The organism is Methylobacterium sp. E-041 (assembly GCF_022829665.1).
In the GTDB taxonomy this organism is placed as follows: domain Bacteria; phylum Pseudomonadota; class Alphaproteobacteria; order Rhizobiales; family Beijerinckiaceae; genus Methylobacterium.
In genome coordinates, this window is sequence record NZ_JAKSYQ010000029.1 from 1 (window position 1) to 21,876 (window position 21,876).

Genomic DNA, 21,876 nt, shown 5'->3' on the forward strand with positions numbered 1-21,876 from the left:
GGGTGGAGCAGCCCGGTAGCTCGTCAGGCTCATAACCTGAAGGTCACAGGTTCAAATCCTGTCCCCGCAACCAAACACACCACATACACCTCACAAGACCGCAAACAGCCGGCCCGCGCACCACGCAGGCCGGCTGTTTGCCGTTCGGGTATCGCCTTCGGCAGCGGCTCCCGATGCGGCGTCCGCCTCGTCATCCCTCATCGCGCCGATGCGCCGACCGACCGAGCCCGAACCGGGCGGGGCCGCCCGGTGCGCCTTCCGGAACAGGTCCGGCCTCCGCCAGATCCTCCATGATCGGGCAGTCCGGGCGGTCGTCGCCGTGGCAGCGTGCGGCGAGCGCGGTCAGCGTCCGGCTCATCGCGTGGAGCTCGGCCGCCTTCCGCTCCAGCGCGTCGACGTGCTCGAGCGCGATGCGCTTCACGTCGGCGCTGGCCCGGCCCCGGTCGCGCCACAGCGCCAGCAGCACGCCGATCTGCTCCACGGTGAAGCCGAGGTCGCGCGCCCGGCGGATGAAGCGCAACGTGTGGATCTCCGCTTCGGTGTAGTGCCGGTAGCCGGCTTCCGATCGCGCCGCCCGGTCGATCAGGCCGGTGCTCTCGTAGTAGCGGATCATCTTGGCCGAGACGCCGGAGGCCCGTGCGGCCTCGCCGATGGTCATCATCGCCGCGCCTCCGCGGCCGGGCGCCAGCGGCGCAGCAGCAGCGCGTTGCCGACGACGCTGACGCTGGAGAACGCCATCGCGGCGCCGGCGACCATCGGGCTGAGCAGGCCGGCGGCCGCGAGCGGAATGCCGACGACGTTGTAGGCCAGCGCCCAGAACAGGTTCTGCCGGATCTTGGCGTAGGTCCGCCGGGCGATGTCGACGGCGTCGGCGACCAGCACGGGATCGCCGCGCATCAGCGTGACGCCGGCGGCGTGCATCGCGACGTCGGTCCCGCTGCTCAGGGCGATGCCGACATCGGCGGCCGCGAGCGCCGGCGCGTCGTTGACGCCGTCGCCGACCATGGCGACCCGACGCCCGCCGGCCTTCAGGCGCAGGATCGCCGCCGCCTTGTCCTCCGGCAGAAGCTCGGCCGTGACCGCGTCGAGGCCGAGCGCCTCGGCCGCCCGGGCGGCGCTGCCGCGATTGTCGCCGGTCAGCATCACGATGCGCAGGCCGCGCCGGCGGAGCGCGGCCACGGCCGCGGCCGCCGAGGGCTTCATCGCATCGCCGAACGCGATCAGGCCGAGGAGCCGCGGCGCCTGGTCCGGGTCGCGACCCGCCTCGGCGAGCCACGAGACGGTGCGGCCGTCCCGCGCCAACGCCTCGGCCCGCGCGGCGAGCGCCGTGAGGTCGACGCCGTCCTCGTCCATCAGCCGGCGGCTGCCGAGGCGCAGCGTGCGGCCCTCCACCTCGGCGGCGACGCCGCGGCCGGGCAACGCCCGCAGGTCGGACGCGGCCGGCGGCGACACGCCCTCGGCGGCGGCCAGCGCCGCGACGGCGCGGGCGAGGGGATGCTCGCTGCCGGCCTGGAGCGCCGCGGCGCGGCGCAGGAGGTCGGCCCGCGCGATGCCCGGCGCGGGCTCGAGCTCGGTCACCGTCGGGCGTCCCTCCGTCAGCGTGCCGGTCTTGTCGAAGGCGACCGTGTCGAGGGCATGGGCCACCTCCAGCGCCTCCGCGTCCTTGATCAGGATGCCGTGGCGCGCCGCGACGCCGGTGCCGGCCATGATCGCCGTGGGCGTCGCCAGGCCGAGCGCGCAGGGGCAGGCGATCACGAGCACCGCCACCGCGTCGATCAGCGCGGCCTCGACGCCGGCGCCGGCCACGAGCCACCAGCCGAGGAAGGTGAGAAGCGCCAGCCCGAGCACCACCGGCACGAACACCGCGCTGACCCGGTCGACCAGGCGCTGGATCGGGGCCTTGGCCGCCTGCGCGTCCTCGACCAGGCGGATGATCCGCGCCAGGGTCGCCTCCGCGCCGACCGCGACGGCCTCGACCACGAGCAGGCCGTCGCCGTTGATCGCGCCGCCGACGACCCGGTCGCCGGCCGCCTTGGCGACCGGCACGCTCTCGCCGGTGATCAGCGCCTCGTCGACCTGGCTCGCGCCGGCGCGGACGGTGCCGTCGGCGGGCAGCCGCTCGCCGGGGCGGACCACGACCATGTCGCCGACCCGGAGCGCCGCGACGTCGATCTCGGCCTCGCTGCCGTCCGGCCGGCGCAGGCGCGCACGCTCGGGGCGCAACGCCGTCAGCGCGTGGATCGCCGACGCGGTGCGCCGCTTGGCGCGGCTTTCCAGTCGCTTGCCGAGCAGCACCAGGGTGATCACCACCGCCGAGGCCTCGAAATACAAGTGCGGCGCCGCGTGGCCGTGCGCCTCGGCCCGGACCAGCTCGACCAGGCTGAGGCCGTAGGCCGCCGAGGTGCCGAGCGCGACGAGCAGGTCCATGTTGCCGGCGCCGGCCCGCAGCGCGCGCCAGCCGGCCCGGTAGAATCGGGCGCCGAGCCAGAGCTGGATCGGGGTGGCGAGCGCCAGCTGCAGCCAGCCGAGCGGCATCCACGCGATCCCGAACGGCATCAGCAGCATCGGCGCGACCAGCGGCGCCGCGAGCAGGCCTGCGACGAGGAGGTGGAGCCCGTCGCGGCGCGCGGCGGCGTCCCGCTGGACGTCCGCGGCCTCGGCCCCGCCCGCGGGTGCCGCCGGGGCCGCCTCGTAGCCGGCCGCCTCGATCGCCGCGACGAGCGCGTCGGCGGTGACGGTGCCGGCCGCGACCGTCACCCGCGCCCGCTCGGTGGCGAGGTTGACCGCGGCCGCGGAGACGCCGGGCACGGCCCGCAACGCCGTCTCCACCCGCCCGGCGCAGGACGCGCAGGTCATGCCCGTGACCGCGAGATCGACGGTCTCTGCCGCGACGTCGTAGCCGGCATCCGTCACCGCCTGCGCGAGGGCCGCGGTCGGCACTGCGCCCGCGACGGTGACGCTGGCGCGCTCGGTGGCGAGGTTCACGGAGGCGCTCGCGACGCCCGGCACCGCCCGCAACGCCGTCTCGATGCGGCCGGCGCAGGACGCGCAGGTCATGCCCGAGACGGGCAGGGCGACGGTGCGGGTGTCGGCCGGCGCGTGCGGGTCGGTCGCGGTCGGGGTGAGCGTGTCGGCGTCTGCGTTCAGCATGGAGCCGAGATGGGGCTTCCAACGGTGGGAAGGTCAAGGCCGGATGGTGAAGGCTGGAACGGCGCCGGATGCGGGGAACGGCTTTCAGCCGCCGGCGGTCAGGGGCGCGGCCGGCTCCGGTCGTCGCGGAGCCGCGGGCCCGCGCCGACGGCGGCAGCGAGCCAGGTTCGGCGCCGCGCGATCAACCGCGGCAGCGGACGTTCGACCCGCACGCTCGCGGACCGGGTCGCGCCGGCCCCCGGAGCGGCGCCAGATCGATCCGTCACCGCCCCTGCGATCCGAGGCGCTGTGGACCCTGCATGGCCGCCAGCCTGGCGCCGGCCGGCGGGCCGGTCGACCGCCGCCGCTTCAGGCCGTGCGGGGGCCGTCCGTTTCAGAGGTCGGGGGCGCCGATGCGCGCGCTGGGCCCGGGGAGCGCCGGATCAGTGCCGCGCATGCCGGCACCATGCCGATGCCGAGCGGAGCATGCTGCCGGGCTGCTGCCGATCCTTCGAGGGATTGCGAGGTCAGTATCCGGTTCGTTTTTCTCACTGAACGGATCGTCAAAACTGTAATTCCGTGCCAGAATCCGTGACTTATGAAATCAGACCTTGCTGTCGGGTCGGCGATCGATATGCTGTCGATCCTGAGAAGGCGAAGCTTCCGTTTCCCCTTTGCTTCGATTCTCACACTCAGCCCCGCCGGCTCGAGCCGCGCGGGGCTTTTCGTCGTGCCTCGCGGGCGACCGGTCCGCGGCGATCGCTCCGCATCGGCCGATGGACGCGGTTCGCGACGATCGCGGCCACCCGACATGACGATGCCGGCTCACGGGGAGCCGGCATCGTCGGTCGATCGGTCATTGGCGATCAGTACTTGCGGACGAGCGGGGTGGGCGCGGCGACCGCGGCGGCGGCGGTGGTGTAGAGCGGCGCGATGAAGCGGACCCAGCCGCGGGTCTCGTCGGCGAACGGGCCGACGCCGCGGTCGGCGACGGTGCGGGTCACCATGAGCTGCGTCTTGAAGATGCCGAAGTCGTAGCCGATCAGGCCGCCGGCCGCGAACGTGCCCTGCTTCTGGTAGTTCGCGTAGATCGCCCGGTTCCGGTTCACCGGCAGGTCGGTGTAGCCGTAGGCCACGGCGCCGATCTCGAACTTGCCGAAGGTTTTGGTCGCGGTCAGGTCGATGTAGAGGCCGTCGGAATTCGGGATCGGGCCGAGGGCGGCGCCGACCTGGCCGCCGAAGCGCGGCGCGTCGTCCACCTGCAGGATGTGGGTGAGCGCGGCGGTCAGGTTCCAGCCTTCGCCGGTGTAGGAGATGCCGCCGGTGTTGCGGATCGAGGTGCCGGCGACCTGCGGCAGCACCGGGGTGGCACCGCCGGCGATGCAGGCGGCGCCGGGAGCGCCGTTGCAGAGCGAGCCGCGGTCGCCGACGCCGACATAGGCGCCGACGAGGTAGGCGGCGCTGATCTTGTTGCCGAGATCCCAGGCGAAGATGTTGCCGATGAAGGGGTTGTAGAAGTAGCTCTGGTCCTGGTTGGCGACGCCGGCCGGGTTGTTCGTGCCCACGAACACCGACGGGACCGCGATCACAGGCATGATGGTCGCGCCGAGCACCTTGTAGCCGGTCGACCAGACCAGGATCGGCACGTTGACGCCGACGTCCGGGCTGTTGCGCGCGTCGCCGCGGCCGGTGCTGAAGGTGTTGATCGCGTAGACGCCTTGCGGCAGCGGGCCGTAGGCGAGGCCGACCTGCTCGCCGGGCTGCGTGACCGGACCGGCCAGAACGGTGGTGCTCATGCCGACGGTGAGGGCGCCCGCACCTGCGGCAAGCCAGGTCTTCATCATGTTCTCGTTCCTACCCCAGGGATCTCGAATGTCGGGCACGTCGCCTCGAGACCATCGTGCCGAACCTCGCTTGTCCGGTGCGAGTTCTGTTCGGCGATGGCCCAAGCGCCGTCTTGCGGTCCGACCTCTTCCGTCTCAACCTGGAGAATTATTCTACAGCGTCGCCCAAAAAAATAGCGGTTTCAGGCACCTTAGTGCCAAGATTGGGCGGCCGTTGCACAAAGGCTGCACTTTCCGGGGGCGGCGGCCGGAGCCTCATCAGCACCGCCCGGGCCTGAGCCCCCGATGTGATGCACATCGCCTCGATGCGCGGGCCCGCGACGGCTCGAATAGGATCGAGGACGGCCGATCGATCGGGGTTCGTCCGGGACGCCCGCACGAATAGGGCGGCAATAGGCGGACCTCGCGCGCCCAAGGGATCCGAACACGGGGGGACCCTGCTCGCGACCCGCGTCCGAGAGCGGGGCATCGATCCCCGGCGCAGGCGCCGGACCGCGCCTCGGGCGGGGGAGGGCGGCCGGTCTTCCCGGAAGGGCCCAATACGATCCGCGGCGCGCCGTTATCCGCCGCCGTGCAGCGTGCGGCCGAAGAGGGCGCGCATCGCGTGCCAGCCCTGCTCGGCGGCGTCGGGATCGTGGACGGGGAAATCCGGCATCATCCAGCCATGCGCGGCGGGATAGGTCCGCGCCGTGTAGCGCACGCCGGCCTGCGCCAGGGCGTGCTCCAGGCGCGCGGCCATCGCGGGCGGATAGCTGTCGTCGTTCTCGGCCGCGGCGATGTGGATCTCCGCCGTCAGCGCGGGCGCGAGCCGGTGGGGGCTCGTCGGCGCATCGGTGGCGAGGTTGCCGCCGTGGAAGCTCGCCGCGGCGGCGAATCGGTGGGGGTAGGTTCCCGCCGCGGCAAGCGCCATGCCGCCCCCCATGCAGAAGCCGACCGCACCGACCCTGCGTCCCGCGACGTCGTCGCGCGTGTCGAGATAGGCCAGGACGGCACCGGTATCCTCCGCGGCCTTGATCGGGTCGGTCGTCGCCATCAGCGGGCCGAGGATGGCGCGGAAGCCGGCCGCCAGGACGTCGCGCGGCACGAACGGCCCGTAGGGGCCGTAGCGGTAGAACAGATCCGGGACGAGGACGACGTAGCCGGCATCGGCGAGCCGCCGCGCCATGTCGAGCATCGCCGGGCGGATGCCGCCGGCGTCCATGTAGAGGATCACCGCCGGCCACGGCCCGCCACCGGCAGGCGTCACGACATGCGTCGGGCAGGCGCCGTCGCGTGTCCGGATCGTGGTCTGCTCGGTCGCCATCGAAGCCTCCTCGGCAGGACATCGGCGATGTCCGCGCCGGACCATCTACGGCCGCGGGCGGACCGGCCGCAAACCCGTCGACCCGGTCGAGCGAAAGGCGCGCGGCGCGGCGGCGCATCGGGTGGATCTGCAGTCCTGGCCGATGCGCGCGATCGGCCAGGGCTTCGCAGGGTTGAGGCTCGCTCCGCGGACCGGTCCCCGCTCACAGGGCCCCGAGCGTCACGGTGCTTGCGCCGAGCTCGGCCGAGGCGGGGACATCGGGCAGCCAGCGCACGGCGCCGGCGGTCGCGAACCCGCCCTGCTTGAGGACCTGGGCGGCATTCGTGGCGATGCCGCGGGTCCGGTAGGCGACGGTGAAGGCGGCCGGCGCCTGGAAGCGCTCGGCCGACGCCTCGGCAACGGATGCGGGCCGCCACCGCGTCAGGTTCGGCACGAGAAGGCCGCCCTGCGCGCGGACGTCGGCGGCGCCGAGCGCCACGCCCGGCACGTGATAGCCCGCACCGAGCACGGCGGGCACGGCGACGGCGTTTCCGGTGGCGGTCGCCTCGGAGGCGGGGGCCGCGGCGAGGGTCCCGATGGTCAGGGCCACGGCGGCGGCGAGGGTGATGGTGCGGTGGGTCATCCGTCGATCCTCAACTGCGACGGGGCTGCCCGTCGTTCGATGAGGCGAAGATGCGAACGGCCACTCTATCGATCAAACAGATGCGATCGATCCCAAGTATCGATGGCGTAGATATCTTGTCCGTCTTGCGGACGCCGCTCCGCGCCCTCCTTCAGGCATACGGCGGTCGGTCGGCCGCAGCGGAGGCGGGCCACGCGTCCGGCGCGCGCGATCGAGCCTGAGAACCCGAGGCGAGAGACCCGAGGCATCGATTCCATGAACGACCCGATATCCGCGACCCAGGTCACGATCGAGCACGTGACGCTGCGCTCCCCCAAGTCCTTCGAGGCGGTGCGGTCCGCCCTGGAGGCGTCGGTGCCGCGCCTCGACCACGCCTATGCCGAGCTGCTGCTGGACGGGCAGGTGGACGCGGCGCGCGACCTCCTCGAGCGCCAGGCGCCGCTCTCGATCTTCGGCGCCCGCGACCATGGCGGGCTGCTCCGCACCGCCGGGCTCGTGCGCAAGGCCGTCCAGTACGACATCGGCAACCCGCTGACGGCCGCGCGGATGACCCGGCACGTCCTTTCGGCCGCCCTGTACGCGCCGGTCCGGGTGCTCCTGCGCGAGGATGCCGAGGGCCGCGTCGCGTTCGAGTACGACCGCCCGGCCACCACCTTCGGCCAGTTCGGCAACCCCGAGGTCGACGGCGTCGCGCGCGACCTGGACGAGCAGCTCCGCTGCGTCCTCGCCGCGGCGGCCGCCTGATCTCGCCGGACGGGCACGGCGGCCGGCGCGGCCGGATCCTCGCCATCCGGCCGCCCCCGAGGGAGCGGCCGATCGCGGCCCGTGGGCCGACCCATCCGATCGCGCCCGGGTCCGCCGCGGAAGCGTCGCGGCGCGCCTCCGGCCGCCCGTTCCCTCACAACCCCAGCGCGCCGCCGTCCGAGCGCGGGTCGTGCGTCGCCTCGATCCGCCCGTTCCTGGCGTGGCGCACCAGCATGCCGGCGTGGCCGAGCGAGTCGATGTAGGCGCCGCCGAGCTCCTCGATCCGGTGGCCCATGCGCTCGAGGGCGCGGATGCAGGCCGGGTCGAAGCGGTCCTCGACCTTCACCGTCAGCGATTCCGCGCCCCAGGTGCGGCCGTAGAGCAGGCGCGGGGCGTCGACCGCGTCGGCGGGGCTGCGGCCGTAATCGGCGTAGCGGGTGAAGATCTGCGCCTGGAACTGCGGCTGGCCGTCGCCGCCCATCGAGCCGTAGGCCATCACCCGGCCGTCGTCGAAGCAGGCGAGCGCCGGGATCAGGGTGTGGAACGGGCGCCGTCCCGGCTCCAGCGGGTTCACGGCGTCGGCGTCGAGCGAGAACGACGTGCCGCGGTTCTGCCAGTGGATGCCGGTCTTCGGCAGCACGCAGCCCGAGCCGTATTCCCAGTAGATCGACTGGATGTAGGACACGGCCAGGCCGTCGGCATCGATCGCGCCCATCCACACGGTGTCGCCCTCGCCAGGGTTCCGCAGCGGGATCGCGGCGGCGCGCGCCATGTCCACCTGCGCCGCCTCGCGGGCGAGGCTTTCGGGCGTGAGGTAGGTCGCCGGGTCCGAGGTCAGGCGGTCGTGGTCGGTCACCACCCGGTCGCGGATCGCGAAGGCGCGCTTCGTCGCCTCGATCAGCCCGTGGTAATGCGCCGTGGTCTCCGCCTGGCGGATGTCGAGGCGGTCGACGATGCCGAGGATCAGCAGCGCCGCCAGGCCCTGCGTCGGCGGCGGGAAGTTGTAGAGCGTCGCGTCGCGGCGGCGGATCGAGAGCGGCGCGCGCTCGCGCGGCTGGTAGGCCTTCAGGTCGGCCCGCGTCACCGGCGCGCCGAGGCGCTCGAGGTCGGCGGCGATCTCGCGGCCGACGTCGCCGCGGTAGAAGTCGTCGAGCCCGGCATGGGCGAGCTGCTCCAGGGTCGCGGCCAGCGCCGGCAACCTCCGCACGTCGCCCACCGGCCACGGCTTGCCCGCCTTGAGGAACGTCGCGGAAAAGTTCGGGGCGTCGTGGAGGGTGTCGAGCTCCTTCGGCACGTAGCGCCCCTCCGAGGGCGAGACCGGGCAGCCCTCGCGGGCGTGGCGGATCGCGTCGGCGAGCAGCGTCTCCAGCGGCAGCCTGCCGCCGAGCGCCCGCGACAGCTCCAGCGCCAGCCGCCAGCCGCCGACGGCGCCCGCGACCGTGACGCAGGCGTCGGGGCCGCGGGACGGGATGGCGTCGAGCTCGCGCTCACGGTAGCGCGCCCGGGTGGCGAGCGCGCCGGCCGGCCCGCAGGCCTCGATGCCGCGCACCCGGCCGCCCTTCTCGCGCACCAGCCAGAACCCGTCGCCGCCGATGCCGTTCATGTGCGGGTAGACCACGGCGATCGTCGCGGCCATCGCGGTCATCGCCTCGATCGCGTTGCCGCCCTGCGCCAGCACGGTCTGCCCGGCCTGCGCGGCGCGGTGGTGCGGGGCGGCGACGGCGCCGTGGGAGAAGACGGGTGTCTCGGGCATGGTCTCGCTCACGGCTGGCGACGGATCGGCCGGCTGTACGAAAACCGTGCCGCGGGCGCAAAGCCGCGGGTCTCGACGAAGGGATCGCGCGAAGCGCCGACGCGGCCCCCGCTCCCGTCTGGGAGAGGTCGGGGTGCGACCTGTCCGGAAAGACCTGTCCCCCTCACCGTGTCCCTCTCCCGCATCCAAGTCGGGTCTCTCCGACTTGGCCACACGACGAGCAGGTTTGGGCACACGACGTGCAGATCTCGGGCAAGCCCCAGATCTGTGAGAGCGAGGAGATCCGCGCTTCACCGGCCCTCCGAAGCATCCCTTCGGCCCGGAACCCGGCTGGTGTGCTTAACCTGCACGGGACAGCCCCGTTCGGTGGGGCTAGGATCGGGCCACGAAGGCTTCAGGGTTCAGTCGTGTCGCGTCCAGCCCCCCTTCCGCGCAGCCGCCTGCTCCCTTGCCTCGCCGCCGCGATGCTCGGCCTCCCGACGCTTGCGCAAGCGCAGCAGGCATCGCCGGCGCCCCCGGTCATTCCGGTGATCCGCGAAGGCGCCGGCGGCGACGTGCGGACCTCGGTGGCGCAGCCCGAGACCACGAGCCAGACCTCGGGCGGCTATGCCCGCTCGGTCGAGCCCTATCTCGGGCCGCTCGGCGATCCGTTCGGCCTGCGCCCGGTCCTGAAGGAGCGGGGCATCCAGTACAGCCTCACCTACATCACCGACGTGCTCGGCAACCCGACCGGCGGGATGCGGCAGGGGGCGGTGGTCGAGGACCGGCTGAACCTGCGGCTCTACCTCGACCTCGACAAGCTCGCCGGCTGGCAGGGCGCGAGCGTGCACGCCAACGCCTACTTCATCCACGGCACCGGCCTGTCGCGCTACTACGTCGGCAACCTGCTCGACGTCAGCGTGATCGGGGCGCTGCCCGCGACCCGGCTCTACGTGCTGTGGTTCGACCAGCAGTTCCTCGACGGCAAGCTCGGCCTGCGCATCGGCCAGCAGGCCGCCGACACCGAGTTCTTCGTCAGCCAGACCGCGACGCTGTTCGTGAACTCGAGCTTCGGCTGGCCGGCGATCACCAGCGCCAACCTGCCTTCCGGCGGCCCGGCCTATCCCGTGGCGGCGCCGGCCATCCGCGCAAAGTTCGAGCCCGGCGGCGGCCTGTCGTTCCAGGCCGGGATCTACGACGGCGATCCGGCCGGCGCCAACCGCCCCGGCGACGACGCGGAGGAGCAGCGCCTCAACCGCACCGGCACGAACTTCCGCACGAACGACCCGGCCCTGATCGTGGCCGAGGCGGCCTATTCCTACAACACCGAGAAGGGCTCGACGGCGCTGCCGGGCACGGTGACGTTCGGCGGCTGGCAGCATTTCGGCCGCTTCGACGACCTGCGCCGCGACACGCTCGGCCTGTCCCTCGCCGACCCGGCCTCGTCCGGCGTGCCGCGCCAGCGCCGGGGCAATGCCGGCCTCTACGCGATGATCGACCAGAGCCTGCTGATCGAGCCCGAGAAGGACGACGAGGGCCTGTCGGTGTTCGTGCGCGCCTCGCTCTCGCCGACGCGCTCCAGCCTGATCTCGGCCTACGTCGATGCCGGCCTGGCCTACAAGGGCCTGATCCCGGGGCGCGACGACGACACGATCGGCGCCGGCATCGCCTATGCCCGCTACGCCGACGACGCGCGCCGGGCCGACACCGACACCATCCTGTTCACCGGCACCGCGATCCCGCGGCGGCGGGCCGAGACCGCGCTGGAGGCGACCTACCAGGCGCTGGTGGTGCCGGGCTTCACCGTGCAGCCGGACGTGCAGTACATCATCCGCCCGAGCGGCGGCGTCGCCGACGCGGACGGGCGCCGGCTGAAGAACGCCACCGTGCTCGGGGTGCGGGCGACCGTGCAGTATTGAGCCCGGGCGGCGCGCCGGCCCGCGGCCGCGAGGCCTGCGGGTCAGCCCGGGCCGTCCTCGTCCGGGACGGTGTCGCCGAACGGCACCGTGAGCACGCGCTCGCCGGCCTCGTCGGCGATCTCGAAGCTGCACACCATCCAGTCGCGGATCAGCGTCAGGCGGTCCTGCGCGATCATCCGGCGGGCGACGGCGAGCGCCCGCGCGCGGGCGGCCTCCACGTCGGCGAGCTCGTCGCCCTCCTCGTCGATCGCCAGCCCCGCCGGGCCTTCGCGGTGCCGGACATGGAAGAAGTACCGCGGCATCACAGGCTCCCGATCAACCGGGCGTACTCGCGCTCGGGCAGGCCGTAGCCGTCGTCCACGACCGCCTCCAGCCCTTCGCGGCTCAGGATCGTGATGCGGCCGCGCCGCGCGCGGATCAGGCCGTGCCCCCTCCAGGGCCTGGACCGCCAGGGTCGTGCTGCTGCGCTGCGCGCCCAGCATCAGGGACAGGAACTCGTGGGTGAGCACGAGGTCGTCGCCCTCCAGCCGATCGTGGCACATCAGCAGCCAGCGGGCGAGGCGCACGTCGATGTTGTAGGCCGCGTTGACGAAGGCGGTCTGCGCCGTCTGCAGCATCAGGATCTGGACGAAGCGCAGCAGCAGCCCGCGCAGGGTCGGGCTCTCGTCGACCGCGGCCAGCAGGTCCGCGGTGGCGATGGACAGCATCCCGCCCGGGCTCTGGACGAAGTGGTGGAACGGCGACCGGTCGACGGCGAGCAGCACCGGCGCGGCCCCGACCAGGCCCTCCCGCCCGATCACGCCGATCTCGACCCTGCCGGCGGCCCCGCTGACGATCGAGGCAAGGCTGTCCTCGGGGAAGTACAGCGTCCGGATCGGCTCGTCGGGCGCGATCAGGGTCTGTCGCAGCTCGGTCGCGACCGGCTGCAGGGCCGGCTGGAGCAACGCGAAGTCGGCGGGCGAGAGCGCCCTCAGCAAGCGGTTGCGGACGCTGGATCGCTGCGGTGCCGGCATCGCTCGGTCCCGATCGGGCAAGAGCACACGCTGTCTCCCAGGCGCCCGCGCCTCGTCTCCCCGGCAGGCGATGGGCCAGATGAGCGCTCGCCCGCGGCGAGGTCAATCGAAAAGTTTCGCGCCTCGATGTTTGTATGATTGCAGACAGACCCAAGTGTTGGCTATCATACTGAAGCTCCCGTGCCTCTTCCGGGCGGCATTCGCGTATGTCTAGAATTCGAAACCTTGCTCTCTGCGCTGCTCGAAGGGGCGGCCGCCTTCGCGTCCGGAGATCCGAATGAAAGACGTGGCCCAGCAACCGGCGGTGCTGGTCGCCGAAGCCGACGCGATCGTCGCCATGGATTTGAGCGACGCCCTGGAGGGGGCGGGCTACCGGGTGATCGGGCCGTTCGCGACGGCGGCCGAGGCGCTGCTGTCACTGGAGCGGGAGGCGCCGAGCGTGGCGGTCGTCGACCTGGTGCTCAAGGAAGGACCCTCCGACGCCCTGATCGCGCGGCTGCGCCAGTGCCGGCTGCCCTTCCTCGTCCATTCCGGCCTCGAGCGCGACGACCCCGCCGCCCGCGACGTCCGGGACGAGCCCTGGCTGCGCAAGCCGGCGCTGCCCTGGGACGTGGTGGCCCTGCTCGACGCGCTGACCCTCGACGAGCCGGCCATCGACCAGCCCGCCCTCGACGAGCCGGCTTTGGCCGCCGCCGGATCGGCGCCGGCGCATGAGGGGGCGGTCCATGCGCCCCCGACCCACGTCGAGCCCGTCGGCCGCGCGCCCGCCGGCGATGCGCCGACCGCACCGGTCCGGCGGCTTCGGGCGGCGAGGGGCCGCAACCCGCTCGTGCGCAAGCTCGAGGGCTTCGCGGCCCTGTCGGAGGCCGACGAGGCGCTGCTGGAGCGGATCAGCGCCCCGTCGCGGATCGTCCCGTCGCAGACCGACCTCGCCCGCGAGGGCGACGCGCCGCAGGGCGTGTTCATGATCCTGGAGGGCATCGCCTGCCGCCACAAGGTGCGCGCCACCGGCACCCGCCAGATCACCGCCTACCTGGTCCCGGGCGACCTCTGCGACCTCGACGCGGCGTTGCTGGACGCGATGGACCACTCGATCACCACGCTGTCGGCCTGCCGCGTGGTGCTGATCCCGCCGAGGACGGTGGTCGAGGTGATGGAGAGCCATCCCCGGATCGCCCGCGCGCTCCGGATGACCACGCTGGTGGACGAGGCGACGCTGCGCGAATGGCTGGTGAACGTCGGCTGCCGCTCGGCCCTGGAGCGGCTCGCGCACCTGTTCTGCGAGCTTCGCATCCGGCTGCAGGTGGTGGGGCTGGCCGAGGACGACAGCTACGACCTGCCGCTCACGCAGCTGGATCTCGCCGACACCACCGGCCTGTCGAACGTGCACCTCAACCGCACGCTGCAGGAGCTGCGCCGGTCCGGGCTCATCGAGTTCCGCGGCAAGCGGGTGCGGATCCTCGACCTGCCCCGGCTGAGGGCGCTGGCCGAATTCAAGCCCAACTACCTCCATCTCGGCGAGCGGGCCGCCGCATGAGCCTGTTCCTGCAGCCCGTGCAGGTCGCCACGGGAAGCGACGACCACGAGAGCCGGCTCGTCTTCTCCGACGGCTTCCTCGTCGCCGTGCTGGTGCGCCTGTCCGACCAGCACGAGGACGGGGCGGGCCGCTGGTTCCTGGAGGCCGGCTTCGGGCCGCTCGACGACCCGCGGGCCCCCGTCTTCGTCGACCTCGACGCGGCACAGGCCTGGATCCGCGACCGGCTCGGCAAATCCTGAGCTGGGCAAGTCCTGAACTGGGCAAGTCCTGAGCTGGGCAAGTCCTGGGTTCGGCAAATCCCGAGCTTGCTCCGCCGGGGCGTGCGCCGCGCCGCCCGCAGCGCCCTATCTCCGATCCATGATCATCTTCGATTGGGTCGTCGGCGTCCTGTTCGGCGCGGTGCTTCTGGCTGCTTTCGCGCGGCGGATCGGGGCGCCGTATCCGGCCTTCCTGGCGCTCGGCGGCGTCGGGCTGGCCTTCGTGCCGGGCGTGCCGAACCTCGAGCTCGACCCCGAGCTGGCGCTGGCGCTGTTCCTCGCCCCCGTGCTGATGGATGCCGGCTACGCCACCTCGCTGCGCGACCTGCGGGTGAACTGGCGCCCGATCGCTGGCCTCGCCTTCGGCGCGGTGGCGGTGACGACGATCGCCGTCGCCGTCGTCGCCAAGCTGCTGGTGCCGGGCATGCCGCTCGCCGCCTGCATCGTGCTCGGCGCGATCGTCGCGCCGCCCGACGCGGTGGCCGCGCTCTCGGTGCTGCGCCACGTCTCGCTGCCGCACCGCCTCACCACCATCCTGCGCGGCGAGAGCCTGCTCAACGATGCCGGCTCGCTGCTGATCTACCGGCTCGGCGTCGCGGCCGCCGCGAGCGGCGCCTTCCACGCCTCCGAGGTCGGCCCGACCTTCCTCGTCGGCGTGGTCGCGAGCCTGGTCGTCGGGCCGCTCGCGGGGTTCGCCTTCGTCGCCGGGATGCGGCGGGTGCAAGATGCGGCCAGCACCATCGTGCTGCAGTTCGTGGCCGCCTTCGGCATCTGGATCGCGGCCGAGCGCCTGGAGATGTCGGGGGTGCTGACGCTGGTCGCCTTCGCGATCACCGTGGCGCGCGGCACCCCCGGCATCACCGCGCCGCGCACCCGCATCATCTCCTACGCGGTCTGGAACACCGCGGTGTTCGTGCTCAACGTGCTGGCCTTCGTGCTGATCGGCATCCAGATCGGCCCGATCCTGCAGCGCCTCGCCGGCGCCGACCAGCTCGGCGCGCTCGCGCTCGCCGGCGCGGTCTTCGCCACGGTGGTGCTGGTGCGGATCGCCTGGGTGCTGCCGGCCTCCGCCCTGCCCGGCCTCGCCTTCGCCGAGCCCGGCCGCCACGCCTTCCGCGGCGCGATCGCGGTGTCGTGGGCGGGGATGCGCGGCATCCTCACCATCGCCACGGCGCTCGCCCTGCCGCAGGGCTTCCCCCAGCGCGACCTCATCGTGTTCGCCGCCTTCGGCACGGTGCTCGGCACCCTCGTGGTCCAGGGCCTGACCCTGAACCCGCTGCTCGCCCGGCTCGGCCTCGAGGACGACGACCCGGTCGGCCGCGAGGTGGGCCGCGCCCGGGCCGAAGCCTACCGCGCGGCGCTCGACAGCCTCGAGGGGGCCGAGGACGACGCCGGCACCGAGGCCCTGCGCGAGGAGCTTCGCGGCGCGCTCGCGGCGGCCGAGGACCACGACGAGGGCCGCGCCCCGGAATCGCTGCCCACCGACGGCCTGCGCCGCCGCGCCATCGGCGCCGCCCGCGACACGGTCATGCGCCTGCGCCGCGAGGGCGCGATCGGCGACGACGCCTACTTCGTGCTGGAGGAGGAGTTCGATTGGGCCGAGTTGAACGCGACGCCGAAATCGGAGACGTGAGATCGGCCAGAACGGATGGGATCACGTGCCGCCACCGTCGGGCTGTATATACCGAAATAGGCTTGCGGACGTCGGGTTTCGGTGTAGACCGGAACCATGAGGTTCGCCTTCGACGAGCCGAAGCGACAGGCGAACATCGTCAAGCACGGCTTCGATCTCGCTGCGTTCGAGGAGGCCTTCAGTTTCGACCGCTTCCTGAACATCGCCGCCAAGCCGAGCCGCACCGGACGCGCCCGCTTCAAGCTGATCGGGACGTGGCACGGGGAAACGGTCGTCGTGGCGATCGTTTCGCCGCTCGGCTCCGAGGTGATCGACGTGATCAGCGTGCGGCGTGCCGGCCGGAAGGAGCGAGCGTCCTATGAGCAAGCGTGATCCTGCCCCGAGCTACGTCCCGAACGACGCCTATACCCAGGCGGATTGGGATGCCGTGTCCGACACGCCGCCCCTGACCGATGCGGAGCTGGCGCGCGCCAGGCCCGGCGTCGAAGGGATGCCGCCCGCGATGGCCGAGGCCTTCACCAAGAGGGCCGGCCGGCCGAAGGTCGAGCGGCGCAGCGTCCCGGTCTCCCTGCGCGTGCCGGCGGAGGTGCTGGACGCCTACAAGGCGGGCGGGCCGGGCTGGCAGACGCGAATGAACGCGGCGCTCGCAGCCGGGCTGGCGACGCACACCCAACGCGACCCTCGCCCTGATCGGAATCGCGCCGTCCACGACGGGACGCAGGCGCCCTCGGCCGAGCGGCGCGCGATCAAGCGCACCGCCTGACCGCAAAGGCGAGGGACGCGCCCTAGAACATTGTCCGTGATCACTAGGTCACGGACAATGCTCTCCCTTGTTGTGATGTCGCACTGTCTTCACGCGAGCCGGCATCCACCTCGCTCGAAAAGGCTTCAGACCTGCGCGCCCACGCGCGCCTCGATCGCGTCCCACACGCTCACGGCGAGGTCCGGGCCGCCCAGGCGCTTGATCGCGCGGATGCCGGTCGGGGAGGTGACGTTGATCTCGGTGAGGTGCCCGTCGATCACGTCGATGCCGACGAGGATCAGGCCGCGGCGGCGCAGCTCCGGGCCGATCGTGGCGCAGATCTCGCGCTCCCGCTCGGTCAGGTCGGAGGGCCGGGCGGCGCCGCCGCGGACCATGTTGGAGCGGATGTCGTTCAGGGCCGGCACGCGGTTGATCGCGCCCATCGGCTCGCCGTCGACCAGGATGATGCGCTTGTCGCCCTCGGTGATCTTCTCGAGGAAGCGCTGCACCACCCACGCCTCGCGGAAGGTGACCGAGAACAGGTCGAACATCGAGCCGAAGTTCGGGTCGGTCTCGGAGACGCGGAACACCGCCGCGCCGCCGTGGCCGTGCAGCGGCTTCATCGCCACGGTGCCGTGCTCGCGGCGAAAGTCCTCGATCTCCGCCTTGTCGCGGGAGATCAGCGTCGGCGGCATCAGGTCGGGGAAGTCGAGGACGAAGAGCTTTTCCGGCGCGTTGCGGACTTCGGCCGGGTTGTTTACCACCAGCGTCTGCGGGTGGATCTTCTCCAGCATGTGGGTCGCGGTGATGTAGGCCATGTCGAAGGGCGGGTCCTGGCGCATCAGCACCACGTCGGCCTCCGACAGGTCGATCCGCTCGATCTCGCCGAGCGTCGCGTGCGCGCCCTCCACGTCCTGCACGGTCAGCGCCTGCACCCGCGCGGTGACGCGGCGGCCCTGCATCGAGAGCCGGTCGGGGGTGTAGTAGATCAGCCGGTGGCCGCGCGCCTGCGCCTCGAGCAGCAGGGCGAAGGTGGTGTCGCCGGCGATGCGGATCGCCTGGATCGGGTCCATCTGGACCGCAACGGTCAAAGCCATGTCGTTGGGCTCCACTCATGACGCGGCCGGCTCCCCGGGGAATCGCCGCATCCCCCCGGACCGAGCCGGCCGCTCGTCGTCCCCATCGTCGCTTCGGACGCGTCGCGGACGCGCCCGGACCGCTCAATCCTCCGGCATCGACTTGCCGCCGGTGCGCTTGTCGTAGTCGCCGATGGCGTTGCGGCACTCGGGCGACAGGCGCTTGCGGTTGCGCGTCATGCAGGCCTCGGCCGCCGGGCTGTTCGGGTCGACGCCCGCGCAGAGGCGGAAATAGTCGTTGGCGCAGCCGAGCTGCAGCCCCTGGTCCTCGCGCTGGGCCTGCGCCGGGCTGCCGGCGAGCGCCAGCAGGGCGAGCGGGAGGGCCGCCAGCGCCACCGGGCGGAGCATCCGGGGCAGCCTTGCGCCACGGGCGTGTCGAAACGTGTCCAGTCGCATCCAGCGTGGTCCTTGCTTGTCGGTCATGGAATCCCGGGCGGCGGGTCCGCGAGGGGCGCATCCGCGAATGGCACGGCATATCGGGCCCGACGGTCGCTAGGCAAGCGCCCTGACCGTGCGACGGTTCCGCTTCGGCTGCTCCGCCACCGCAACGCAGCATCGGCCGCGATCCCCCGGGCGACGGCGTCCGCCGGCACGGATCGGCCCGGCGCAGAAGAAGGGCCCCGCCCGGGTCGCGAGCAGGGCCCAGTCGTTGGGAGGAAACGCCCGCCATGGGCGGATCCGGTCCTGCAAGGGGCAGGCCAACGGCGTGCCGGGGCCGGCACGCGCCGCGCGATGCGGCCCCGCACGCCGTTCGGGCGCGCGCGCCTCCGGGAAACGATGCGTTAACCATGGCGTGCTGATCTGCCGGCCATCGACACGCCGTCGCCCTTGCCGACGCCCCGCCCCGGGGCCCGGGCGCGATGCCCGGATCAGCCGACAGGTGCCCCCCATGACCGTCTCCCGACCCGCCGCCCTCCGTTCCGACCCGCCGGCCGTCGACGACGTCGCGCCGCGCGTGCCGGCCGGCCGCGTGGTGCCGTTCCCCGCCGCGCCCCGGCCCCCCCGGCGTCCCGAGGCCGGCGAGCGCCGCGGCGAGATCCTGCTGTTCCTCGGCGTGCGCTACGAGCGCCTCGCCTCCTGATCCGGCCCCCGGCGGGCGACCCGCCGGCCCGACGATCCCCGCATCCCACCCCATCGACACCCGAACGAGGCGGACCATGCCAAGTCAGGGCCGGCCGAGTCAGCCCCGGCCGAGTCAGGCCCGGCGCGTGCCGATTCCGATCGCCGGCGCCCGACGCCGCGCGAGCCCGGTCGCGACCTGCGCGCTCACCGCCGCGCTCCTCACCGCGCTGCTGGCCGCCTGCGCCCAGGAGGGCGATTTCGGCCGCCCGAAGGCCGGCGCCTGGAACAGCCTGGTCGAGACCACCGGGACGCTGGCCGCCCGCGAGCGCGAGGAGCCGGCCTCCGCCTTCCCGCTGACCGACGAGGAGCAGACGCTGCGCGCGCGCGCCTGGCGCTTCCTGATGCCGGCGGCCCCCGAGGCCGCGTTCGTCGACGTGCTCGCCAACCTTACCCGCGCCCGCGTGCTGCCGCCGTCGTGGCGCCCGGGGGACGTCGCCGCCTATCACGACGCCCTCGTCGCCGAGCCCGCCCGCTCGCCGGTCTCGCGCTACCGCCGGCTGTCCGAGGACGCGACCGCCGACGCCCGGCTGATCCCGCCCTTCGTCGCGATCGCCGCACGGGTGATCGACGCCGACGCCCTGCGGCTGCGCAGCCTTCCCTTCGCCAGGGCGCTCGACGATGTCGACGTGCGCAACGCCGCCATGCGGGTGGCTGAGAACCGATGCCTGATCGCCTGGGTCCGGCTCGAACTGGCCGAGCGCACCGCGCGCTACCGCTACGCGGTCGAGCACCTCGTCGTCGCGCTGCCCGGCCCGGAGGCCGTGGGGGCGGAGCGCAGCATCGGCGTGCTCGCCGCCCGCCGCGCGCTGCTCGACCCGCTGCTCCCGCGCGAGGCCGCCTTCCGCTGCGGCCTCGTGCCCGGCGAGGATGGGGCCGCGGCGTTGCCGCCGGTGCGCCCGCTGGTCGTGAAGGACTGAAAGGCGGCACGCGACGCCACGTTCCGTTGTAAGATCGTTTCGTCCTCTATAAAGAACGCCTCGGCAGGGCCGTCGGATCGCACCGCGGACCGATTCCCGGGAGGAGGGGAAGCGATGACCGAACCGAAAGCAGCGCGCACGATCGCGGCCACCAACGGCGTGGCCGAGGACACCGCGTACGGCGCTGTCATCGCCCCGATCCATCTCTCGACGACCTACAAGTTCCCGGCCTTCGAGAAGCCGGGGCCGTACGACTACTCGCGGCTGGGCAACCCGACGCGCGACCAGCTCGCCGACACCATCGCCAAGCTCGAGGGCGGCGCCCGCGCGGTCGTGGTGTCGAGCGGCATGGCGGCCCTCGACCTGGCGCTGTCGAGCCTGCGGCCGGGCGACCTCCTGATCGCCCCGCACGATTGCTACGGCGGCACGCACCGCCTGCTCAGCCTGCGCAGCGCGCGCGGGCACTACACGGTTGCCTTCGTCGACCAGAACGACCCGGCGGCTTTGGCCGCGGCCTTCGCGGGAAGGCCCAAGGTCGTGCTGATCGAGACGCCGAGCAACCCGCTGATGCGCGTCGTCGACGTCCGCCGCGTCACCGGGCTCGCCCGCGAGGCCGGCGCACTCTCGGTGGTCGACAACACCTTCCTGTCGCCGGCCCTGCAGCGGCCCCTGGCGCTCGGGGCCGACCTCGTCGTGCACGCGACCACCAAGTTCCTCAACGGGCATTCCGACGTGGTCGGGGGCGCGGTGGTCGCGGCCGACGCCAAGGTCGGCGACGAGCTCGCCGCCTGGGCCAACACCATCGGCGTCACCGGCTCGCCGTTCGACGCCTACCTCACGCTGCGGGGCGTGCGCACCCTGTTCGTGCGGATCGAGCAGCAGCAGAAGACCGCCGGGCGTCTCGCCGCGTTCCTGGCCGCCCACCCGGCCGTCGCCGCGGTGTACTATCCCGGCCTTGAGACCCATCCGGGCCACGCCCTCGCCAAGGCGCAGCAGAGCGGCTTCGGCGCCATGCTGAGCTTCGAGCTCGCGGGCGGGCGCGAGGCAGTGCGGCGGTTCGTGGCGGTGCTGCGGGTGTTCACGCTGGCCGAGTCCCTCGGCGGGGTCGAGAGCCTGATCTCGCACGCCGAGACCATGACCCATGCGGCGATGGATCCCGACGCGCGCGCGATCGCCGGCATCACCGGCGGGCTGCTGCGGCTGTCGATCGGGCTCGAGGCGGAGGACGACCTCCTGGCCGACCTGTCCCGCGCGCTCGACGCCCTCCCGCCCGCCTGAAGGTCCGCGCGGCGGCCGCCCGCGCCGGCTCAGCCGCCGCTGCCCGGGCGTTCCGCTTCGCCGCGCATCGCGTTGAGGACGCGGCGCCGGGCCTGGGGATCGCGGATCGAGAGCCAGAGCTGCAGCAGGGACGCCAGCTCGCCGAGTTCGCCGGCCGACTGTGCTCCGGCCTCTCGCTCTCCGGCCCCTTGCGCTCGGTCCCCTTGCGCTCCGGCCGCGAAGGCTTCCACGGGCAGCCCTAGGGCGTCGGCGATCGCTTGCAGGGAATGCACGTTGTCGTTGACCATGCCATCGGTACGAACGTACCGGTCGGAAGGTTGCCGGTTTGAATACAAAATCCATACAATTCGGCCGCGGATCGCCACACGCTTTCGTGAGGGGATCGCGTCGCGACGCAGGCGACCGTTCTCAGGCCGGCGGATCGTCGCGCAGGATCCGCATTGCGCGTCCCTCGGCCTCGTGCCGGTGGATCGGCTCGACGCGGCCGCCGAGGTGGCGGCCGAGGAAGGCTTCGGCCCGGGCGTGGAAGGCGAGGCTGTTCTCCGGCCGGGCGAAGCCGTGGCCCTCGTCGGGGAACAGCAGGTAGGTGACCGGGATGCGCTTGGCGACGAGCGCCGCGACCATCTGGTCGGATTCCGCCTGCCGCACCCGCGGATCGTTCGCGCCCTGCGCGATCAGCAGCGGCACCCGGATCCGGTCGGCGACGTGGACCGGCGAGCGCGCGCGGTCGACCGCGTAGGCCAGCGGGTCGGTGGTTCTCGTCGCCGTCCGTGTCCTGCAGGTAGAGCAGGTGGCGCCCGTCATAGGCCCATTCGTAGTCGCGGATGCCGCGGTGGCGGTCGGCGGTCACCGGCGCGCCGGAAGCCGGGTCGCCGGCCGGCCCGACCCGGAGGTTCAGCACGCCCTCGACCGGCGCGAGCCAGGCCAGCCGCGTCCCGTCGCGGCTGA

General features: G+C 73.0%; 21 protein-coding genes and 1 pseudogene. 10 read left to right on the forward strand and 12 right to left on the reverse strand.

The features are described from left to right. Positions 1-190: 190 nt before the first annotated feature. From cueR to MKK70_RS01545, 5 genes are all read right to left on the reverse strand, one after another. Complete coding sequence (gene cueR, locus MKK70_RS01525; protein WP_147844750.1) at positions 191-658, reverse strand: Cu(I)-responsive transcriptional regulator; 468 nt, start codon at positions 656-658, stop codon at positions 191-193. Further along, a complete protein-coding gene (locus MKK70_RS01530) occupies positions 658-3,150 on the reverse strand; it encodes a heavy metal translocating P-type ATPase (protein ID WP_279603469.1) in 2,493 nt (830 codons plus the stop codon). The genes cueR and MKK70_RS01530 overlap by 1 nt, the downstream gene beginning before the upstream one ends. A gap of 845 nt (positions 3,151-3,995) precedes the next feature. Beyond that, positions 3,996-4,973 (reverse strand): transporter, encoded by a 978-nt coding sequence (locus MKK70_RS01535; RefSeq protein WP_243945513.1) that lies wholly within the window; start codon positions 4,971-4,973, stop codon positions 3,996-3,998. Positions 4,974-5,532: 559 nt separating this feature from the next. Further along, the gene (locus MKK70_RS01540; protein ID WP_243945515.1) at positions 5,533-6,276 is read right to left on the reverse strand and encodes a dienelactone hydrolase family protein; all 744 of its coding nucleotides are present in this window, start codon (positions 6,274-6,276) and stop codon (positions 5,533-5,535) included. 202 nt (positions 6,277-6,478) lie between these two features. Further along, the gene (locus MKK70_RS01545; RefSeq protein ID WP_243945558.1) at positions 6,479-6,898 is read right to left on the reverse strand and encodes a hypothetical protein; all 420 of its coding nucleotides are present in this window, start codon (positions 6,896-6,898) and stop codon (positions 6,479-6,481) included. Positions 6,899-7,153: 255 nt separating this feature from the next. On the opposite strand from MKK70_RS01545, the gene MKK70_RS01550 reads away from it, so the two are divergent. Next, positions 7,154-7,642: a DUF302 domain-containing protein gene (locus MKK70_RS01550; protein ID WP_243933716.1), complete on the forward strand. Its 489-nt coding sequence runs from the start codon at positions 7,154-7,156 to the stop codon at positions 7,640-7,642. 154 nt (positions 7,643-7,796) lie between these two features. Here MKK70_RS01550 and MKK70_RS01555 read toward each other — a convergent pair whose 3' ends face one another. After that, positions 7,797-9,395, reverse strand: a complete 1,599-nt coding sequence (locus tag MKK70_RS01555) for a gamma-glutamyltransferase family protein (RefSeq protein ID WP_243945517.1) — start codon at positions 9,393-9,395, stop codon at positions 7,797-7,799. 464 nt (positions 9,396-9,859) lie between these two features. Between MKK70_RS01555 and MKK70_RS01560 the strand changes: the two genes are divergently transcribed. Continuing rightward, positions 9,860-11,293 carry a carbohydrate porin gene (locus MKK70_RS01560; protein ID WP_243938260.1) on the forward strand — a complete coding sequence of 478 codons (1,434 nt, stop codon included), beginning with the start codon at positions 9,860-9,862 and terminating at the stop codon, positions 11,291-11,293. A 41-nt stretch (positions 11,294-11,334) separates the two neighbouring features. Here MKK70_RS01560 and MKK70_RS01565 read toward each other — a convergent pair whose 3' ends face one another. Both MKK70_RS01565 and MKK70_RS01570 read right to left on the reverse strand, forming a co-directional pair. Then, positions 11,335-11,595 carry a DUF6894 family protein gene (locus tag MKK70_RS01565; RefSeq protein WP_147728908.1) on the reverse strand — a complete coding sequence of 87 codons (261 nt, stop codon included), beginning with the start codon at positions 11,593-11,595 and terminating at the stop codon, positions 11,335-11,337. Continuing rightward, positions 11,595-12,306: pseudogene (locus tag MKK70_RS01570) on the reverse strand (Crp/Fnr family transcriptional regulator). Before MKK70_RS01570 ends, MKK70_RS01565 begins: the two are co-directional and overlap by 1 nt. 277 nt (positions 12,307-12,583) lie before the next feature. On the opposite strand from MKK70_RS01570, the gene MKK70_RS01575 reads away from it, so the two are divergent. The 5 genes from MKK70_RS01575 to MKK70_RS01595 all read left to right on the forward strand — a co-directional run bounded on the left by MKK70_RS01575 (position 12,584) and on the right by MKK70_RS01595 (position 16,496). Then, on the forward strand, positions 12,584-13,843 hold the full coding sequence (locus MKK70_RS01575; protein WP_243945519.1) for a helix-turn-helix domain-containing protein: 1,260 nt from the start codon (positions 12,584-12,586) through the stop codon (positions 13,841-13,843). Continuing rightward, on the forward strand, positions 13,840-14,082 hold the full coding sequence (locus MKK70_RS01580; protein WP_147728911.1) for a hypothetical protein: 243 nt from the start codon (positions 13,840-13,842) through the stop codon (positions 14,080-14,082). The genes MKK70_RS01575 and MKK70_RS01580 overlap by 4 nt, the downstream gene beginning before the upstream one ends. A 118-nt stretch (positions 14,083-14,200) precedes the next feature. Continuing rightward, complete coding sequence (locus MKK70_RS01585; protein WP_147860059.1) at positions 14,201-15,733, forward strand: cation:proton antiporter; 1,533 nt, start codon at positions 14,201-14,203, stop codon at positions 15,731-15,733. A 96-nt stretch (positions 15,734-15,829) separates the two neighbouring features. Beyond that, the gene (locus MKK70_RS01590; RefSeq protein ID WP_147842842.1) at positions 15,830-16,105 is read left to right on the forward strand and encodes a BrnT family toxin; all 276 of its coding nucleotides are present in this window, start codon (positions 15,830-15,832) and stop codon (positions 16,103-16,105) included. Next, positions 16,092-16,496 (forward strand): BrnA antitoxin family protein, encoded by a 405-nt coding sequence (locus MKK70_RS01595; protein WP_147842843.1) that lies wholly within the window; start codon positions 16,092-16,094, stop codon positions 16,494-16,496. The genes MKK70_RS01590 and MKK70_RS01595 overlap by 14 nt, the downstream gene beginning before the upstream one ends. Positions 16,497-16,621: 125 nt before the next feature. Here MKK70_RS01595 and gshB read toward each other — a convergent pair whose 3' ends face one another. After that, positions 16,622-17,572, reverse strand: a complete 951-nt coding sequence (gene gshB, locus MKK70_RS01600) for a glutathione synthase (protein ID WP_243938243.1) — start codon at positions 17,570-17,572, stop codon at positions 16,622-16,624. Between the two features lie 123 nt (positions 17,573-17,695). Continuing rightward, positions 17,696-17,959: a hypothetical protein gene (locus MKK70_RS01605; protein WP_147729324.1), complete on the reverse strand. Its 264-nt coding sequence runs from the start codon at positions 17,957-17,959 to the stop codon at positions 17,696-17,698. A 541-nt stretch (positions 17,960-18,500) separates the two neighbouring features. On the opposite strand from MKK70_RS01605, the gene MKK70_RS01610 reads away from it, so the two are divergent. From MKK70_RS01610 to metB, 3 genes are all read left to right on the forward strand, one after another. Continuing rightward, the gene (locus MKK70_RS01610) at positions 18,501-18,692 is read left to right on the forward strand and encodes a hypothetical protein (RefSeq protein WP_243933708.1); all 192 of its coding nucleotides are present in this window, start codon (positions 18,501-18,503) and stop codon (positions 18,690-18,692) included. A 133-nt stretch (positions 18,693-18,825) separates the two neighbouring features. Beyond that, complete coding sequence (locus tag MKK70_RS01615) at positions 18,826-19,650, forward strand: hypothetical protein (RefSeq protein ID WP_405044454.1); 825 nt, start codon at positions 18,826-18,828, stop codon at positions 19,648-19,650. 114 nt (positions 19,651-19,764) lie between these two features. Next, positions 19,765-20,928 (forward strand): cystathionine gamma-synthase, encoded by a 1,164-nt coding sequence (metB, locus tag MKK70_RS01620; protein WP_243945522.1) that lies wholly within the window; start codon positions 19,765-19,767, stop codon positions 20,926-20,928. A 29-nt stretch (positions 20,929-20,957) separates the two neighbouring features. Here the strand turns inward: metB and MKK70_RS01625 are convergent, their stop codons facing one another. Further along, positions 20,958-21,215, reverse strand: coding sequence for a hypothetical protein (locus MKK70_RS01625; RefSeq protein ID WP_243945523.1), 258 nt, complete (start codon positions 21,213-21,215; stop codon positions 20,958-20,960). Positions 21,216-21,336: 121 nt separating this feature from the next. After that, positions 21,337-21,732, reverse strand: a complete 396-nt coding sequence (locus MKK70_RS01630) for an alpha/beta hydrolase family protein (RefSeq protein WP_243945524.1) — start codon at positions 21,730-21,732, stop codon at positions 21,337-21,339. Between the last annotated feature and the right edge of the window lie 144 nt (positions 21,733-21,876).

Bases quoted from the DNA above. Each gene is read 5' to 3' on its own strand.
- MKK70_RS01540 (WP_243945515.1), bottom strand. From the start codon at position 6,276: ATGGCGACCGAGCAGACCACGATCCGGACACGCGACGGCGCCTGCCCG.
- MKK70_RS01595 (WP_147842843.1), top strand. From the start codon at position 16,092: ATGAGCAAGCGTGATCCTGCCCCGAGCTACGTCCCGAACGACGCCTAT.
- MKK70_RS01590 (WP_147842842.1), top strand. From the start codon at position 15,830: ATGAGGTTCGCCTTCGACGAGCCGAAGCGACAGGCGAACATCGTCAAG.
- MKK70_RS01605 (WP_147729324.1), bottom strand. From the start codon at position 17,959: ATGCTCCGCCCGGTGGCGCTGGCGGCCCTCCCGCTCGCCCTGCTGGCG.
- cueR (WP_147844750.1), bottom strand. From the start codon at position 658: ATGACCATCGGCGAGGCCGCACGGGCCTCCGGCGTCTCGGCCAAGATG.
- MKK70_RS01610 (WP_243933708.1), top strand. From the start codon at position 18,501: ATGACCGTCTCCCGACCCGCCGCCCTCCGTTCCGACCCGCCGGCCGTC.
- metB (WP_243945522.1), top strand. From the start codon at position 19,765: ATGACCGAACCGAAAGCAGCGCGCACGATCGCGGCCACCAACGGCGTG.
- MKK70_RS01630 (WP_243945524.1), bottom strand. From the start codon at position 21,732: ATGACGGGCGCCACCTGCTCTACCTGCAGGACACGGACGGCGACGAGA.
- MKK70_RS01545 (WP_243945558.1), bottom strand. From the start codon at position 6,898: ATGACCCACCGCACCATCACCCTCGCCGCCGCCGTGGCCCTGACCATC.
- MKK70_RS01530 (WP_279603469.1), bottom strand. From the start codon at position 3,150: ATGCTGAACGCAGACGCCGACACGCTCACCCCGACCGCGACCGACCCG.
- MKK70_RS01580 (WP_147728911.1), top strand. From the start codon at position 13,840: ATGAGCCTGTTCCTGCAGCCCGTGCAGGTCGCCACGGGAAGCGACGAC.
- MKK70_RS01555 (WP_243945517.1), bottom strand. From the start codon at position 9,395: ATGCCCGAGACACCCGTCTTCTCCCACGGCGCCGTCGCCGCCCCGCAC.
- MKK70_RS01560 (WP_243938260.1), top strand. From the start codon at position 9,860: ATGCTCGGCCTCCCGACGCTTGCGCAAGCGCAGCAGGCATCGCCGGCG.
- MKK70_RS01535 (WP_243945513.1), bottom strand. From the start codon at position 4,973: ATGATGAAGACCTGGCTTGCCGCAGGTGCGGGCGCCCTCACCGTCGGC.
- MKK70_RS01585 (WP_147860059.1), top strand. From the start codon at position 14,201: ATGATCATCTTCGATTGGGTCGTCGGCGTCCTGTTCGGCGCGGTGCTT.
- gshB (WP_243938243.1), bottom strand. From the start codon at position 17,572: ATGGCTTTGACCGTTGCGGTCCAGATGGACCCGATCCAGGCGATCCGC.
- MKK70_RS01550 (WP_243933716.1), top strand. From the start codon at position 7,154: ATGAACGACCCGATATCCGCGACCCAGGTCACGATCGAGCACGTGACG.
- MKK70_RS01565 (WP_147728908.1), bottom strand. From the start codon at position 11,595: ATGCCGCGGTACTTCTTCCATGTCCGGCACCGCGAAGGCCCGGCGGGG.
- MKK70_RS01625 (WP_243945523.1), bottom strand. From the start codon at position 21,215: ATGGTCAACGACAACGTGCATTCCCTGCAAGCGATCGCCGACGCCCTA.
- MKK70_RS01575 (WP_243945519.1), top strand. From the start codon at position 12,584: ATGAAAGACGTGGCCCAGCAACCGGCGGTGCTGGTCGCCGAAGCCGAC.